This window comes from Methylacidiphilum caldifontis, assembly GCF_017310505.1.
Taxonomy (GTDB): domain Bacteria; phylum Verrucomicrobiota; class Verrucomicrobiia; order Methylacidiphilales; family Methylacidiphilaceae; genus Methylacidiphilum; species Methylacidiphilum caldifontis.
In genome coordinates, this window is sequence record NZ_CP065957.1 from 1,828,739 (window position 1) to 1,843,692 (window position 14,954).

The 14,954-nt window shown below is 40.3% G+C and carries 14 protein-coding genes and 1 pseudogene; 12 read left to right on the forward strand and 3 right to left on the reverse strand.

Annotated elements, in window-relative coordinates; all coding sequences use genetic code 11:
* Positions 1-145: 145 nt before the first annotated feature.
* The gene (locus IT6_RS08505) at positions 146-487 is read left to right on the forward strand and encodes a hypothetical protein (protein WP_134439662.1); all 342 of its coding nucleotides are present in this window, start codon (positions 146-148) and stop codon (positions 485-487) included.
* Positions 448-783, forward strand: a complete 336-nt coding sequence (locus IT6_RS08510; protein WP_206826061.1) for a 6TM ABC transporter family protein — start codon at positions 448-450, stop codon at positions 781-783. Before IT6_RS08505 ends, IT6_RS08510 begins: the two co-directional genes overlap by 40 nt.
* 24 nt (positions 784-807) lie before the next feature.
* On the opposite strand, the gene IT6_RS08515 is transcribed toward IT6_RS08510, so the two are convergent.
* Positions 808-1,305: a GNAT family N-acetyltransferase gene (locus IT6_RS08515; protein ID WP_206826063.1), complete on the reverse strand. Its 498-nt coding sequence runs from the start codon at positions 1,303-1,305 to the stop codon at positions 808-810.
* 130 nt (positions 1,306-1,435) lie between these two features.
* On the opposite strand from IT6_RS08515, the gene IT6_RS08520 reads away from it, so the two are divergent.
* Positions 1,436-2,794, forward strand: a complete 1,359-nt coding sequence (locus IT6_RS08520; RefSeq protein WP_206826064.1) for an amino acid permease — start codon at positions 1,436-1,438, stop codon at positions 2,792-2,794.
* A gap of 216 nt (positions 2,795-3,010) precedes the next feature.
* Here IT6_RS08520 and IT6_RS08525 read toward each other — a convergent pair whose 3' ends face one another.
* A complete protein-coding gene (locus IT6_RS08525) occupies positions 3,011-3,949 on the reverse strand; it encodes a class I SAM-dependent methyltransferase (RefSeq protein ID WP_134439666.1) in 939 nt (312 codons plus the stop codon).
* A 235-nt stretch (positions 3,950-4,184) separates the two neighbouring features.
* Here IT6_RS08525 and hypB point away from each other — a divergent pair, with 235 nt between their 5' ends.
* The 7 genes from hypB (at position 4,185) to IT6_RS08560 (ending at position 12,133) form a co-directional block, all read left to right on the forward strand.
* Positions 4,185-4,967: a hydrogenase nickel incorporation protein HypB gene (gene hypB / locus IT6_RS08530; protein WP_206826067.1), complete on the forward strand. Its 783-nt coding sequence runs from the start codon at positions 4,185-4,187 to the stop codon at positions 4,965-4,967.
* Positions 4,968-5,002: 35 nt separating this feature from the next.
* Positions 5,003-5,698, forward strand: a complete 696-nt coding sequence (locus IT6_RS08535) for a sulfite exporter TauE/SafE family protein (protein WP_134439668.1) — start codon at positions 5,003-5,005, stop codon at positions 5,696-5,698.
* A gap of 57 nt (positions 5,699-5,755) precedes the next feature.
* Positions 5,756-8,107, forward strand: a complete 2,352-nt coding sequence (gene hypF / locus IT6_RS08540) for a carbamoyltransferase HypF (RefSeq protein ID WP_206826070.1) — start codon at positions 5,756-5,758, stop codon at positions 8,105-8,107.
* A gap of 64 nt (positions 8,108-8,171) precedes the next feature.
* Positions 8,172-8,492, forward strand: coding sequence for a HypC/HybG/HupF family hydrogenase formation chaperone (locus IT6_RS08545; RefSeq protein ID WP_134439670.1), 321 nt, complete (start codon positions 8,172-8,174; stop codon positions 8,490-8,492).
* A 32-nt stretch (positions 8,493-8,524) separates the two neighbouring features.
* Positions 8,525-9,643 (forward strand): hydrogenase formation protein HypD, encoded by a 1,119-nt coding sequence (hypD, locus tag IT6_RS08550; protein ID WP_206826075.1) that lies wholly within the window; start codon positions 8,525-8,527, stop codon positions 9,641-9,643.
* 70 nt (positions 9,644-9,713) lie between these two features.
* A complete protein-coding gene (gene hypE / locus IT6_RS08555) occupies positions 9,714-10,739 on the forward strand; it encodes a hydrogenase expression/formation protein HypE (RefSeq protein WP_206826076.1) in 1,026 nt (341 codons plus the stop codon).
* The gene (locus IT6_RS08560; protein ID WP_206826077.1) at positions 10,733-12,133 is read left to right on the forward strand and encodes an SIS domain-containing protein; all 1,401 of its coding nucleotides are present in this window, start codon (positions 10,733-10,735) and stop codon (positions 12,131-12,133) included. Before hypE ends, IT6_RS08560 begins: the two co-directional genes overlap by 7 nt.
* A gap of 242 nt (positions 12,134-12,375) precedes the next feature.
* Here the strand turns inward: IT6_RS08560 and IT6_RS10475 are convergent, their stop codons facing one another.
* Positions 12,376-12,528 (reverse strand): hypothetical protein, encoded by a 153-nt coding sequence (locus IT6_RS10475; RefSeq protein WP_242524375.1) that lies wholly within the window; start codon positions 12,526-12,528, stop codon positions 12,376-12,378.
* Between IT6_RS10475 and IT6_RS08565 the strand changes: the two are divergent.
* A pseudogene (locus IT6_RS08565) lies at positions 12,461-13,053 on the forward strand (IS607 family transposase). The gene IT6_RS10475 and the pseudogene IT6_RS08565 overlap by 68 nt on opposite strands.
* A 1,313-nt stretch (positions 13,054-14,366) precedes the next feature.
* On the forward strand, positions 14,367-14,750 hold the full coding sequence (locus IT6_RS08570; RefSeq protein ID WP_134439673.1) for a hypothetical protein: 384 nt from the start codon (positions 14,367-14,369) through the stop codon (positions 14,748-14,750).
* The last annotated feature ends 204 nt before the right edge of the window (positions 14,751-14,954 follow it).

The window sequence follows — 14,954 nt, forward strand, 5'->3', positions numbered from 1 at the left end:
AAAAAAACAGAATTGCGAATGGAAAATAAATAAAAGAATAATTGGGAATGAAGGAGTTGTAAAAAGGGATTTTTTCTTTAAAGTTCCTCTTTTAAGTTTCATTTTTTCCTAGTCTCCATAAAATAGTTTTAGTTATGAGGTATTCATGGAAAAGAAGACGGATGAAAGTTCTGAAAAAAAAGAACAATTTTGGGGGATAGGAGAACTTATTGTTAGATTTGTAGAGCTCGTTGAAGCCGAGATCCATTATCTGCAGCATCGTGCATGGTCATTGGTATTCCTTTTTTTGGTCAGTCTTCTTTTCATCTCCTTTTCTCTTCTTTCTCTTTTTATAGGATTTCTTTATGGAATTTGGGGACTTTATCTGCTTTTCAGTGCTGGAGTAGGAAAAATTGGAGGAGCATTTCTCTGTGGTGCATTTATGACCCTACTTTCAGGATTTTTTCTATGGATAATAAGAAAAATAGCAAATCGAATCCTAAAGTAAGACTTGATGAAGCGCGGGCTCGCTTCATTGAATCGGTGAAGCGGGTCAGTGATAATCTTTCAAAGGAAAACACCCTTCTTATCAGCTTAATTGTAGGAATAGCTGTAGGTCTGCTTCTTTATTCCCTTCGATGGTTTCTTTCCAAAGTGACTCGGATGGGGTTCTTTTATTACATCTTGCAACAAGTATGGAAAATGGTATGGAAAAACATCCAAAAGGAGTTTACCAAGGATCAATCTACCGAGGGAAAAGCCAAAGATTCTGCTGATATTGAAAATCCTCCTTCAAAAAAATAAAGGGAAAGGGATCGTCAAGACCTATTATTCGATTTCTTTAAACATGACATAAACATCGGTAAAACCCTTTTTAGGGTGACGAAAAGCTTTGGGAACGGTCCCAACTATTTTAAAACCCAGTTTAAGCCATAGGTTAATTGCCGGGTAATTTGTGCTAACAACATAATTAAATTGTAGAGCGAGAAATTTTAATTCTTTTGCTTTTTTTATCGCATGCCATCCCATGCTTTCTCCAATGCCCTGCTTACGAAAGGGAGGGGCAACAAAAAAAGCGGCATTGGCGATATGATCACCTAGGCCTATAAAATTCGGTTTGAGAATGTAGCCCCCTGTGATTATATCTTCGACACAAGCACAGAATTTCCAAGAGGGTGTAGGGATATGCCAAAAGTGGATAAAATCTTCATAAGAAAAAGGAAGGCTGAAAGGATAGGAGTTTTGTTCTTCAATAACCATCTTGAAAAGAGAATATAAGAGGGGAAGATCTTTTGGGGTGGCTTCTCTAATGACAAGATTGTCCATGGAAAAAAAATAGAGAAAACGAATTAAATCGCTACTCTTTTAAACAAGAAAAAAATAAAATAAAATTTTTGAAACCTTCGGTTATTTTTAAAGGCATTTCTTGTCAGTGATATAAAATAGTTTAAAGCCAATGGATCTTTTGAAACCCTCAGAGAAGCAAAAACTTTCAAAAACCCTTAATGCTTTCGATCTTTTTCTTTTTGGAGTTGGTGCAATAATCGGTTCTGGAATTTTTGTTCTTACAGGAGTTGCTGCAGCCAGGGAAGCGGGTCCTGCTTTGAGTATTTCTTTTGTTTTTGCAGGAATCGTTTGTCTTTTTACAGCCTTTGCCTATGCGGAGTTTTCTTCTTTTGTTCATTCTGCTGGCAGCGCCTATACTTATGCATACAGGGCAATAGGTAGATTTGCGGGATGGATCACGGGATGGTGCTTGATCTTGGCTTATCTTCTTACCGGTGCGGTGGTTGCGATAGGTTGGTCAGCTTACATGGTCGATCTTCTGCGTGTATTGGGTCTTCCCTTTCCTTCAAAATTTGCTCATGCCCCTTACGAGGGTGGGATAATGAATATTCCTGCTATGGTAATAGTCTTTTTAATTGCTCTTTTACTAGCCAAAGGGGTCAAGGAAAGTGCCTGGTTTAATCATTTTATTGTGGGCTTGAAATTAGCGGTTATTTTCCTTTTTATTTTTGTGGCTAGCCGGCATATAAACTTGTCAAATTGGGTTCCTTTCATGCCTTTCGGATGGAAGGGTGTCATGGGAGGAGCTGCTTTCATTTTTTTTGCTTATCTTGGTTTTGATGCAGTATCTACAACAGCGGAAGAAGCTAAAAATCCAGGCAAAGATCTTCCTATTGGAATTATTGGTTCCCTGGTGTTCTGTACTTTCCTTTACATATTGGTTGGCTTGTTACTGACGGGGGTTATTCCCTACAAAAAATTAGATGTGAAAGATCCCGTTACTTATGCTTTGATACAAGTTGGCGAACGGTTCACGGCATCCATTGTCAGTGTAGGGGCTATAGGAGGCATTACATCAGCTCTTCTTGTGAATATGTATGGTCAGAGTAGGATTTTTTTTGCTATGTCTAGGGATCGGTTTTTGCCACCATTTTTGGAAAAACTTCATCCTAAGTTTAACACCCCTTACAGGATAATTTTAAGTTCGGGTCTAATCGTGGCTTTGCTTTCAGGATTTACCCCGATACATACGGTTGCAGAACTGACCAATGTTGGAGCATTGACCGCTTTCATCATGGTATCGGTATCCGTATTGGTTGTGAGGAAAAAAAATCCGGAACTGAACGCTCCCTTTAGGGCTCCGGGAATGCCTTGGACAGGCATTCTTTCGATTTTCAGTTGCTTTTTTTTGATTATCCATTTAAGCCTGACTACAATTCTAGCTTTTATAGGATGGCTTTTCATTGGATTCTTTCTGTATCTTTTTTATTGGGATAACCCTTCAAAGAAGAAACCGAAGCAATATTGATTTTTTTGGAACAAAAATTTTAAGAAGGAAGAAAACGGCTGTTTCCTTTTCTTACCAAGAATTTAAGTGTTTGATGGAAATTTTCTTACTTTGCTTCTTAACCGGTAAAATAAAACAATAAGCTCGATTTTAAGCCTTGAATGAACGGTCCATTATCCAATTCAAAGAACTGGGTAGAATAATAGGGCCTCTTATGGAGTTAAAGATTTTTGAAATTTAGGGGTTTTTAAATCCAAGTTTTGGGCGAGGGCTACTTTTGTTTTTGGGCTTGTGGCCAACGAAGATAAGAGTTCGATATTTCATTTCTATTCCTCTACCTGGAATGGAAATCTGGGCCAATTTTTCCTTCATCTTATGGATTATCTTTGTTTTGGTTTGTTGAGGAATGCCTCCTAAAAAATTACCAAAATCGCTCGCTTCGAAAAATTCTATAACTTCTGTCGGAGAATTTAAGTAATGGATATTTTCTTCAACAGTAAGGGAATCGACAGAATAACCGCATTGATTGGCTAATTGCAGGAGTTGTTCTTTAGAAATGTAATAAGGAGTAACAAGTTCCCCATAGGGAATTTTGCCCATTGTTTCTTTAATCGAGGTCATAAGAATAGCAAACACTGTTGAGTTCTGTTGTTTATCACCCATTGTTATCCCGAGTCGTCCACCGGGTTTAAGAATTCGAAATATTTCTTTGAGAACCGACTTTTTATCAGCAATCCAATGAAACACATAGTTGAGATAAACAACGTCGAAATGGTTAGAAGGAAAAGCGGAGAGATTATCGGAGCTTGCGACTTGAAAAGAGCAATATTTTATCCTTTTTTTTCGTGCTAGATCTATTCTGTAAGGCGAAGGGTCTATACCAACTACAATGCCTCGAGGTGCACAAAGTTGGGCAGAATAGGCAGTAAGTTCTCCAGTCCCGCATCCGATATCCAGGATTTTTTCTCCAGGTTTGATTTTCAAGAGTTGAATCAGTTTCATCCCTTGGCTGTATTGGGATAGGCTGAGTTTTTGATAAGATCGAGCTAAGGCAGCAGTATCTCTACTGACAGAAACGGCTGAAGAAGCATGAATTTCTATTGGCTCATCAAAAAAACATAAATAGAGGCAGAAGAGATAATAGAAAATTAGATTTGACTTTATGGTGATATTCATTGGGAAAGCAAGAAAGCTTTAAATTACACCTTATTTGAGAGAGAATCTTCAAAAACAAATGGGTCTTACTTTTGATTTTTTCAAATCGACATGAGGAAAATAATTACCAGCTATTAAGCCATTCATTGGGTACTAAATAAGAATCTCCATGGGATAAGAGTTTTATAAAAACGAGATTGATCAAGCAATGAGAAAAGCACATTTTAAACCATCAACCACATAGGAGAGTTTTGAAATGTGTGAACATTGTGGATGTAACGATAAGGAACATTCTGGAGCTCGTTTTTCTCATCATTTTCAACATGACCATCAATTTTTAGATAAGAATCCAAAGGATACCAGCAATGGAGAAAAGAGGAAAATTAGCTTAGAAATGGACCTTTTAGAAAAAAATGCTTTTTTTGCAAAACAAAATCGAGCTTTTTTTAAAAATAACAATCTTTTGGCCGTTAATATAATTTCTAGCCCAGGTTCTGGAAAGACTTCTTTGTTGACACGCACCTTGGAGAGCTTGCGGGAAAAGATTCCTTCTGTAGTCATTGAAGGGGATCAACAAACAGAACTCGATGCGGAAAAGATAAGACAAACAGGAACATTTGCTTTACAAATTCAAACAGGCAAGGGCTGTCACTTGGATGCCCATTTAATTGCTCATGCTTTGGAACAGTTGCCTGTGATTCGGGGGGGGATTGTTTGGATAGAGAATGTCGGTAATTTAATTTGTCCGGCCTTATTTGATTTAGGGGAAAGCAAAAGGGTTGTTCTGCTTTCTATAGCCGAAGGTGATGATAAACCTTTCAAATATCCCGAAGCTTTTTATGGAGCTGATCTTGTCATTCTAACCAAAATCGATCTGCTCCCCTACACAGAATTTTCTATTGAAAGATGCCAGGAGGGATTAAGACGAATAAGACCTGGAATTGAAGTATTGGAACTGTCCTCTAAAACGGGTGAAGGCTTTGGACAATGGTTCAAGTGGATAAATAATGAATTGGATAAACTCAGAGAGAAAAAATAAATAACGGTCTTGTCTAATATTGAAAAAAGAAAGATGTGTTTAACTTGTTGATTGTCTCCTTTGTAAGTGGACTTTTAGTGGGCATAGGACATGCCTTGAGCGGTCCCGATCACTTAGCCGCTCTTGCTCCCCTTACATTAGAAAAAAAAAGTGGATTTTGGAAGGTGGGATTGTATTGGGGATTAGGTCACAGTGGTGGCATTTGGATATTAGGGATAATGCTGTTTTTTTTGAGAAAGTTTTTTCCTATTATTCTCCTTTCTAACTGGGCAGAAAGAACGGTGGGATTGGTACTGATTGGAATAGGAATATGGGGAATAAGAAGAAGTTTCAGGGATCACCTCCATGTTCATTATCATGCTCATGACGGCTTGGAGCACTGTCATATCCATTTTCACAAGGAAAGAGTCGTGTCCTCTAAGGAGCATCTTGTTGAAGACCATCATCATGTCCATGCTCCTTTAGGAATAGGACTTCTTCATGGAATAGCGGGAAGTGGTCATTTTTTTTCCGCTTTGCCTGTTCTTTCTTTTCCTCGTTCATCCATGGCTATTACTTACATACTAGGCTTTGGGCTTGGAGCCATTTTAGGCATGGTTATTTTTGCTTTTCTTTTAGGAAAGATGATAAGGATAAAGGTTTTTTTTAACCGTGGAAAATGGTTAAGAAGGCTATTTGGCAGTTTAGCTATAGGTGTGGGACTGTTTTGGGTAATTGAAGGGGGAGTGTAATATCCTTTAAAAAATTACCTTTAAAAAACCTATTAATGTTAATCAGCTTTCATAAGAATGGACACAAAGGATCGATCTTTCAGTGCTTGGCATCTTCATTTAAGAGGCAAAGTCCAAGGAGTTGGTTTTCGTCCTTTTGTTTATCGTTTAGCCAAGGAAAAAAAACTTGGTGGTTGGGTAAGTAATGATACCGATGGAGTGCATATTTATGTAGAAGGAGAGAAAGAGAAACTGCAAGATTTTTATCTCTTTGTCATAACCCATTATCCTCCTATTGCTTTGGTTACAGAATCAAGTTATCAGGAAGTGCCTGTTCAAGGATATAAGGATTTTTTTATAAAAGAGAGTTTAAAAGAAGGAAGTAGTTCTGTTCTTCTTTTGCCTGATCTAGACGTTTGTGAACAATGCATTCAAGAGCTTCATTGTCCAACCGATCGAAGGTATGGTTATCCTTTTATTACCTGCACGCAATGTGGACCACGTTACTCGATTATCTTTGCTCTTCCCTATGATCGACAAAGAACGTCCATGGAACCATTTAAGATGTGTGAAGACTGTCAAAGGGAATATCAAAACCCTTTGGATAGAAGATTTTTTTCTCAAACCAATTCCTGTAAAAAATGTGGAATAGAGCTAAGCCTCAGCGACAATCTAAAAACGAACTTTTCTTATGGGGAACAAACAATTAATCAAGCAGCGGAGGCGATTTTAAAAGGAGAAATTGTTGCCGTAAAAGGAATTGGTGGATTTCTTCTGATAGCCGATGCGGGAAATGAACAAACATTGAAAAGATTGAGAGAAAAAAAGAAAAGACCTCATAAACCCTTCGCCTTAATGTTTTTGGATATACAATCCGTTAAAAAAGAGGTCGAACTGAGTGACGAAGATCAGAAATTGTTGAATTCAAGATCAAAACCGATTGTTATTTTGGATCGAAAAAAGGGAAACCATAGCTTGGTTAGCCAATTAGTTGCTCCTGGACAGGATACATTAGGAGTTATGCTTGCCTATAGCCCTCTGCATATTCTTTTGTTAGAACATGTAGGGAAACCCGTTGTAGCCACAAGTGCAAACATTTCAGGAAGTCCTATTCTTTCAATGGATCAAGAAATTTATACCCGGTTAGGGCACCTGGTAGATAAGGTTTTAAGCCACAATCGACAAATTATTGTAGCTCAGGATGACTCCGTGGTTATTTCGTCTCCATTTTATAAACAACCGATATTTTTGCGCAGGAGTCGATCTTATGCCCCTTTTTATGCTCATGAAAATTTGAGATTGGATAAGAAGATTTCCTTGTTAGCTCTGGGTGCTGATCAAAAAGGATGTTTTTCTCTATGTCATGAGGGAAACATTTATGTTTCTCAATATTTAGGAAGTTTACAAAATTTTGAATCCGAAGAAAATTATAAAAAGCAATTAAATTACTATTTTCTTCTTTTTAATCTAGATCTTAACTCTCTTGCCATAGATCTTCACCCAGCTTATCGATCTACTGAAATAGGATTATCTCTGGCGGCGGAAAGAAAAATAACTCCTTTTTATGTTCAACATCATAAGGCTCATTTTTGGGCTGTGTTAGCAGAAAACGATCTGATTTATGATCTTGAACCTATACTTGGAGTAATTTGGGATGGGACGGGTTTTGGAGAAGATGGAGCAATTTGGGGGGGAGAGTTTTTTCTTTATCAAAATGGAAAGATGAATCGGATAAAACATTTTAGCTATTATCCCCTTCTTTTGGGAGACAAAACCATCAAAGAGCCTAGGCTTTCTGCATTAGGTATTCTCTGGAAAGTCGGCAAAGAATCCCTTCTAAAAGAAAAGTTTTCTAGCTCAGAATGGCATACCTATCTAAAGCTGTTAAATCTGAAGCACTATTTTTTGTGTTCCAGTGTAGGAAGACTTTTTGATTGTGTTTGTTCAATGCTTGGGGGTTATGACCTTTCTACATTTGAAGGGCAGGCTGCGATGGAGGTTCAAAAGCTAGCCACAAGATATGCAAAGTCGTTTGGCTCTTTAGATTGTCTGCCATGGGAAAGATTTGCTTTCATAAAAAAATTAATTAGAACTCAACCTCAGATTTCTTTAAATGATTTTTTTGTTTGGTTTACAGAAGCAGTCAATAATCATTGGCCCAAAGAGCAACTCGCTTTTGGATTCCATTACTGGCTTTGTTGGATTATTATTCAAATTGCTTCTGCTTTTTGCGTCAAAAAGATAGCTGTTTCAGGGGGAGTTTTTCAAAATGCTCTTTTAGTAGATCTACTCCGATTTTTTTGTACAAAAGACTTTGAACTTTATTTTCATCGGCAACTTTCTCCCAATGACGAAAACATCTCTTTAGGTCAACTCATTGCTTTAGCTCATGAGAAAAAATTTCTCCAAAGAAATTATAAAAATACATGATGAGAGGGAATAAGAGATTTTTGCAACGGTTGACATAAAGAGTCAAAAAAAATACTTTTAACCAATGTGTCTTGCCATTCCAGGGAAGGTTATTGAAATCATTTCGACAAAAGACAGTTCACCATTTTTTCAGTTTGCAGTTGTTGAAATTTCCTCGGTAAGACGGAAAGTCAATATTGAACTTATTAAAGAGGAAGGAGTTTTACCCGGAGATTGGGTATTGGTTCATGTAGGGTTTGCTTTGGAAAAAATATCTTACCAAGAAGCTCAAGAACAGCTTCAAATGCTTTCTCTGCTTGGAGAAGAAAAGCAGTTCATTGAGGAGATCCAAGGTTATCGGTTAGGAAAAGAAAGAGAAGATGGACCGCAAGATAAAGAGCTTTAGCCGTTTAATTCAGCGCTTGTTTTAAATATCCGATGCAATTTGTAGATGAATTCCGCAATAAAGAGCTAATTCAAAAAACAGCTCAGGAAATCGCTCGTCGAGTAGACCCAAAGATTCAATATCGGATTATGGAAGTTTGTGGGGGGCATACCTTTTCGATTTACCGATTTGGGCTTCATGAACTTTTACCTCCAAATATTGAGCTTATTCATGGTCCTGGCTGTCCTGTTTGTGTTTTACCGATGGGTAGAATTGATGAGGGAATGTCCTTGGCTAACGATGACTCGGTGATTTTGACCGCTTTTGGAGACATGATGAGAGTGCCAGGCAAAAAGGGAAGCCCTTTAGAATTAAAAGCTAAAGGAAGGGACATTCGAATGATCTACTCTCCATTGGATAATTTGAAATTAGCCATAGAAAACAGGGATAAGAAAATAGTTTTTTTTGCCATTGGTTTTGAAACCACTGCTCCCTCTACAGCATTAACCTTAATACAAGCGAAGAAGTTAGGAATAAAAAATTTTTTCGTATTTTCCAACCATGTCCTCATTGTCCCTGCTATTAGAGCGATTCTCGATTCTCCAGACATGAGAATAGATGGTTTTATTGGACCTGGTCATGTTTCTACCGTTATTGGATGCCAGCCTTATGAATTTATTTCTAAAAATTATCGTAAGCCCATAGTGATTTCGGGATTTGAACCTTTGGATCTTTTGGAGTCTATCCTTAAAATTGTTCAACAACTTCAAGAAGGAAGAAATGAAGTAGAAAATCAATACAACCGTGTCGTGAGATGGGAAGGGAACCGGACTGCTTTAAAAGTTATACAAGAAGTTTTTGAGTTGCGTCCTTATTTTGAGTGGAGAGGCTTAGGGTTTATATCGCAGTCGGCTTTGAAAATAAATAAAAGCTATGCCCAGTGGGATGCTGAAGAACATTTTCAGTTAAATAGAATTGTTCTGACTGATCCGAAATCTTCTCAATGTGGGGAAGTGCTCAAGGGGGTGTTAAAACCTTATCAGTGCAAACTTTTTGGCAAAGTTTGTAATCCTGAGCACCCTGTAGGAGCCCTAATGGTTTCTTCTGAAGGAGCATGTGCCGCTTATTATCAACATACTGGCCGGAAGGAAGGGATCACTGATAGCCTTTAGAGCTTAATGGACGCAAAAGGTCGAAAGATAAATTTCAATGAAAAGGAAATAAGTGAGAGTTTAATGGATAATGAATAGCGAGCAATTGGGACAACAGATTGAGCTGGCGCATGGATCTGGGGGAAAATCAACGTATCGGTTAATCAGATCGGCTATTTTACCCGCCTTGAAGAATCCGATTTTGGAAAGTCTTTCTGATGCTGCCGTCGTCGATTATGGAGCAGGACGAATCGCTCTGACCACGGATAGTTTTGTTGTTCATCCATTAATGTTTTCTGGTGGGTCGATTGGCAAGCTGGCTATTAATGGCACGGTAAATGACTTGGCTGTATCGGGAGCCCAACCTCGGGCTATCCTTCTAAGCCTCATTGTTGAAGCAGGTCTTCCCATGGATGTGTTTTTAAGGGAAATTCAGGCTATCGCTGAGGCTTCAAGAATAGCTACTGTGCCCGTCATTGGTGGAGATACGAAAGTTGTTGAGCATGGTAAAGGCGATGGTTTATACATAACCACAACAGGGCTTGGGATTGTTGATCCCAAGGTTAATCTATCCCCACAGAGGATAAAGCCTGGTGATCAAGTCATTGTCTCTGGTCCAATTGGTGATCATGGAATTGCGATTCTACTCGCTAGAGGAGAAATTGAATTGGAAGCTAATTTAGGGTCTGACAGCCGACCCTTATGGCCACTGATTAAAGCAATGATTTCGGTTCATCCCGCTGCGGTCAAATGGATGAGGGATCCCACTCGGGGAGGGGTAGCCACGGCTCTCAACGAACTTTCCAGGGAGATAAAAATGGGAGTTGTCCTCTTTGAGGAGATGATCCCTTTGAGAGAAGAGGTTAGAGGAGCCTGTGAAATCCTTGGACTTGATCCTCTGCATATTGCTTGTGAAGGGCAGTTTGTAGCAATAGTTGAAAAAGATTTGCTTTTAGAGATATTAAAAGAACTTAGAAAAGTTCCTGGAGGAGAAGAGGCTACCCACATAGGTGAAATAAGGGAACAACCTGCTGGAGTAGTCTTGGCTGTGTCTTCTTATGGAGGCAGTCGGCGTGTTGACATGCTTATAGGAGATCCCCTTCCAAGAATATGTTAAAGATCCAAATGAACAAGGAGCTTTTATGGATCAACAAAAGCATTGAACAGAGAAATCAACTCTGCAGGGATTTTTTCCAGCAAGAAGCTTTTCGGCTGGCTCAGATGAGTCAAAAGATCGCTGAGCGGTTTTTGGATGGAGCAAAAATATTAGCTTTTGGCAAAGGACAGGCTGTTACAGATGCCCAACATATCGCTGTGGAATTTGTACATCCGGTCATTGTAGGTAAAAGAGCTCTTCCCGCTTTGGATATTTCAGTGGATTTTACCCATTGGCTAAAAGTTTTGTGTTCTTCAAAGGATATTGTATTTGGATTCTCTCCCCTGGAAGAAGATTCAGCAGTAAAAGAAGCCTTGCAATGGGCTTATTCAAGGGGAGCAATGACATTTTCTTTGCCAGGTAAAGATGGCAGCTATGCTCTTTGTTCACCGACTACAGATCCTTGGGTATTTCAAGAAATAGTCGAAATGCTTTATCACATGCTCTGGGAAACTGTACATCTTTTTTTTGAACATCGTGAGCTGGGCCTTGATCTTGAGCAGGCTTCGTTTCTTTATCCTTTTCTTGGACAAGAAAAACAGAAAACTGATCAACTCCTTGAACAGGTTGCTCAATCCATTATGGCTAAGGCAAAGGAAGTTGAGGTTTTAAGAAAAAAAATTGCTGATGAAGAATCAGAAAAAATTATCCAGGCCATTATTGAGGTTAAAGAAAGGCTAAAAAAAGGTGGGAAACTTATCCTTATAGGCAATGGGGGTTCAGCAACAGATGCTAACGATTTTCTTTTGGATTTGATTAATCCGCCTATTCCCAATGCTAATCCCATTCCAGCCATTTCATTGGCCATGGAATCAGCGGTTCTTTCAGCTTTAGCTAATGACATTGGGGTCGAAGTCCTCTTTTCTCGACAACTCCATGCCCATGCGAAACCGGATGATGTCGCTATTGTCCTATCCACGAGTGGAGGTTCCAAAAATGTGATCCATGCTCTTGAGGAAGCAAACAAAAGGGAACTATTGACCGTAGCTTTACTCGGTAATGAAGGCGGAGAAGTTGTCCGAAGACAGTTAGCCCATATTCCCATTGTTGTTCGTTCTGATTATATTCCTCGAATACAGGAAGTGCAGGCTACGATCTATCACCAGCTTTGCGAAGCTCTTGTTGATTCAGAGCCTATTTTGGAACTATTCGGGTCAAAAAGTTGTCCATTTACAGCAGAGTTGAGGGAAGAGCTGATTGGACAAAAAAAGAAATTCATCGAATATGATTGTGAGACCGACCTCGAAGCTTTACAAAAGCTTTTTGAAATCACCCAATCAAGAAGCGTGCCTGTTCTGGTAGAAAACAACAGGGTTATTTCTCTTGGATGGCAGGGAAGAAGTTGCATGATCTGATCTTTTTTTTCCCATAATACCCTTACCATCTACCCCAGAAGGCGTCGCAGTGCCCCCGCCTGCTGTAACCGCATGGTGGTTCAGGGGGTGGTGAAACGGACTTTTCCCTTGAAAAAGTTTTGAAAACTCTTTATAAGAGAGTCACGCTGCGTCGAAGCACGAAACTCAGGCCATAGCCGTCTAGTCTTGGCGGGAGTAGTTTATTCAATGGGTATAAAGAGTAACGATTTGAGTTTATCCTTTTAAGGGCTTGAACAGTTAGGTTGAATTCCAAATTCGATACTCTCCAATATGGAAAGATTGGTAAGCATTGGTGAAGCCGCCTCGGTGTTGGGCGTATCGATTACGACGCTGCGCCGCTGGGAGGCGACGGGCAGACTGGACACCGAACACACGGTGAGGCGGCCATCGCTGCTATGACCTGGCCAAGATCAAGCCTGAATTATTCTGTGCCAAGGCGGACGCTAGCGCCGGACTGTGGCCTATTCACGCCTGTCCAGCCACGGTTAGAAAGATGACCTGGAGCGGCGAAAACAAGTGCTAGAACTTTATTGTGACCGTCAGGGATGGACTTTTGAGGTCATTGCCAACCTGTGTTGGGCCATGAACTACCTCAAGAAGGGATTGAAGCGGCTGCTCAATGCCATCCTTGCAAGCCATGTTGACCGACTCGTCATCACGCATGAAGATCGGCTACTGTGCTTCGGCGCGGAACTGGTCTTTGCCATTTGCGAGGCAAAGAGTGTTGAAATGGCCATTTTCAACTAGGGCGAGAAGACGATTTTCGAGGAAGACTTAGCCAAGGACGTACTGGAGATCATCACAGTGTTCAGTGCTCGGCTCTGCGGCAACGTTCCTGCAAGAACTTGAAGCTGCTCGATGGCGTGAAGAAAGCGGTTGAGGAGACGCAGGCATGCTGATGACTTACATAATCGCCCTTGATCCCAACAACACGCAGGCAACCTACTTTGCCCGTGCCGCTGGCACTGCGCCGACAGCTTGGGTGCCATCAAGCGCGAGCTTTTCTCTTGTATGCAGAACGTCAGCAAATGCGCCCTGCAGATGGCGATCATTTAGCTAGTCGAAGCGTTCATGAACTTTTGGATCGGGTGGGCGAAAATCCCTAAGCCTAGGGGAAAAGGCCGCGCGGAAAACAAAGGCACGGTTGGGATGGATTTGGGCGTTGCGGCCCAGGCGACGCTCTTGACGGGAGAGACCCTCCTCGGCCCAAAGGACGAACACGGCCTTGCTCAAGCGTCTGCTCAGGCTCTTGTGCCGTCTTTCGCGCAACTGGGCGAAGGCGTGTATAAAGCAGACATAGCTTTACGCTCGCATCGCCAAACATCTGACAGGAGGCCCTGCACAAGCTTATATCCAGCCTCAGCCGGCGATTCCACACCATCGCCATCGAGGTGCTGAATGCGCGTGGGAGGGGCAGAAACCGCCCTCTGGCTCGATCTATTGCCAACATGGGCTTTTTCGAGTTCCGGCGACAGTTGGAATACAAGCCCGAACGGCACGGCGGCTTGGTGCTTGTGGCGGATCGGTTCTTCGCCAGTAGCTAAGAGGTGCTCCGCGTGCGGGTAGGCGATCGATGTGCTGCCGTTATCGACGCGGAAAGGGGCATGACCGGCTCGTGACACACGCCGGAGGTCAAGCCTGTAGAGAGAAAGGCTCTGGATTCAGTCACAAGGCCGAAGTAAAACCGGTCTCGATAAAGAAGGAAGTTAGCTCTGTTGCTGTTTGAGCTGGAATGAGTAAGTCTGATGAAACAGTTTTCTTTTTGGATATAGGTCGTTATATAAAAGTTAGACAAATATGTATGCGACCTTTATGGCTAGGGAGTTTTTTTATTGTTTCAGCTAAGAATTTCAACAAAGACTGTCAAAGAATGAGCTATAGAAAGTGTTGATAAGTTCATCCGAGCTATAGGCAAAAGATTACTTTAGGAACATTACCCTGAATTTTACCAATAATGAGAAGATTAGGGTGGGAAGATAGAAAAGCTTAAATTAAGACAAAAGATAAGAATGAGTTCTTTGAGCATTATTATGCCTATGTTTACTGAGAGTATTGATGGGATTTAGAAAAGAATGAATAATTTTTTAAAATCAAGCAATGCAAGATGGAAAAGATCAAAATTGGATTTTTCCAGCAAAGGATATTACAGATTTCTACCGAGAAATTAAAAATAGTATTGACATAGATAAGAAAAAAATCCAATGAAAGAGGAGTGAAAAAGATTGGCTCCATTCTTTCCTTGCTATCTCTTTTTGGCATAGTGGGGCTACATTGGATTTTAATTCTCTTTGTTGCCTATGGGAAGATGATCTCCCAATATTCCTCTAATTATGGAGTGGAGAGTGGAATAACAATGACTTTTGATGGCAAACATCCCTGCTCTATCTGTAAAAAAGTTTCAAAAGAACAATTTAAGGAAGCAAAGAAAATGGCATGGTCGAAGTCCTTGAAAAAGGCCTCTCCCATGATCACGCCTTCTCTAACTATTGTTGTAAAAAGAAACAACCTTTTTTTACAGACTCTCTATCAGATCCAGAAAAATCTCGATTCGGTTTGTCTTTTATCCCTTAGTCCTCCTCCTAAATCTTTTTCTTAATTGATAAAGCTAGGGCTAGATAAGGGAGTCATGAATTTCCTTGTCGTTTTCTTTCTTAGGTAATGTCAATTTTAAGGCTGACTTAGTTTTAGAGAAAGGAAAACCTAGCAATCCTCAATTTTAGTCCCGGGTAATCTTTTTACCCTCTGCAATATAAATTTTCAGTCCAACAAATCTTTCTAAGAAAGTTAAAGGACAAAAGGG

What these genes read in the sequence shown, in the direction of transcription:
- IT6_RS08505 (WP_134439662.1), top strand. Translation starts at nt 146, where the DNA reads ATGGAAAAGAAGACGGATGAAAGTTCTGAAAAAAAAGAACAATTTTGG.
- IT6_RS08510 (WP_206826061.1), top strand. Translation starts at nt 448, where the DNA reads ATGGATAATAAGAAAAATAGCAAATCGAATCCTAAAGTAAGACTTGAT.
- IT6_RS08515 (WP_206826063.1), bottom strand. Translation starts at nt 1,305, where the DNA reads ATGGACAATCTTGTCATTAGAGAAGCCACCCCAAAAGATCTTCCCCTC.
- IT6_RS08520 (WP_206826064.1), top strand. Translation starts at nt 1,436, where the DNA reads ATGGATCTTTTGAAACCCTCAGAGAAGCAAAAACTTTCAAAAACCCTT.
- IT6_RS08525 (WP_134439666.1), bottom strand. Translation starts at nt 3,949, where the DNA reads ATGAATATCACCATAAAGTCAAATCTAATTTTCTATTATCTCTTCTGC.
- hypB (WP_206826067.1), top strand. Translation starts at nt 4,185, where the DNA reads ATGTGTGAACATTGTGGATGTAACGATAAGGAACATTCTGGAGCTCGT.
- hypF (WP_206826070.1), top strand. Translation starts at nt 5,756, where the DNA reads ATGGACACAAAGGATCGATCTTTCAGTGCTTGGCATCTTCATTTAAGA.
- IT6_RS08545 (WP_134439670.1), top strand. Translation starts at nt 8,172, where the DNA reads ATGTGTCTTGCCATTCCAGGGAAGGTTATTGAAATCATTTCGACAAAA.
- hypD (WP_206826075.1), top strand. Translation starts at nt 8,525, where the DNA reads ATGCAATTTGTAGATGAATTCCGCAATAAAGAGCTAATTCAAAAAACA.
- hypE (WP_206826076.1), top strand. Translation starts at nt 9,714, where the DNA reads ATGAATAGCGAGCAATTGGGACAACAGATTGAGCTGGCGCATGGATCT.
- IT6_RS08560 (WP_206826077.1), top strand. Translation starts at nt 10,733, where the DNA reads ATGTTAAAGATCCAAATGAACAAGGAGCTTTTATGGATCAACAAAAGC.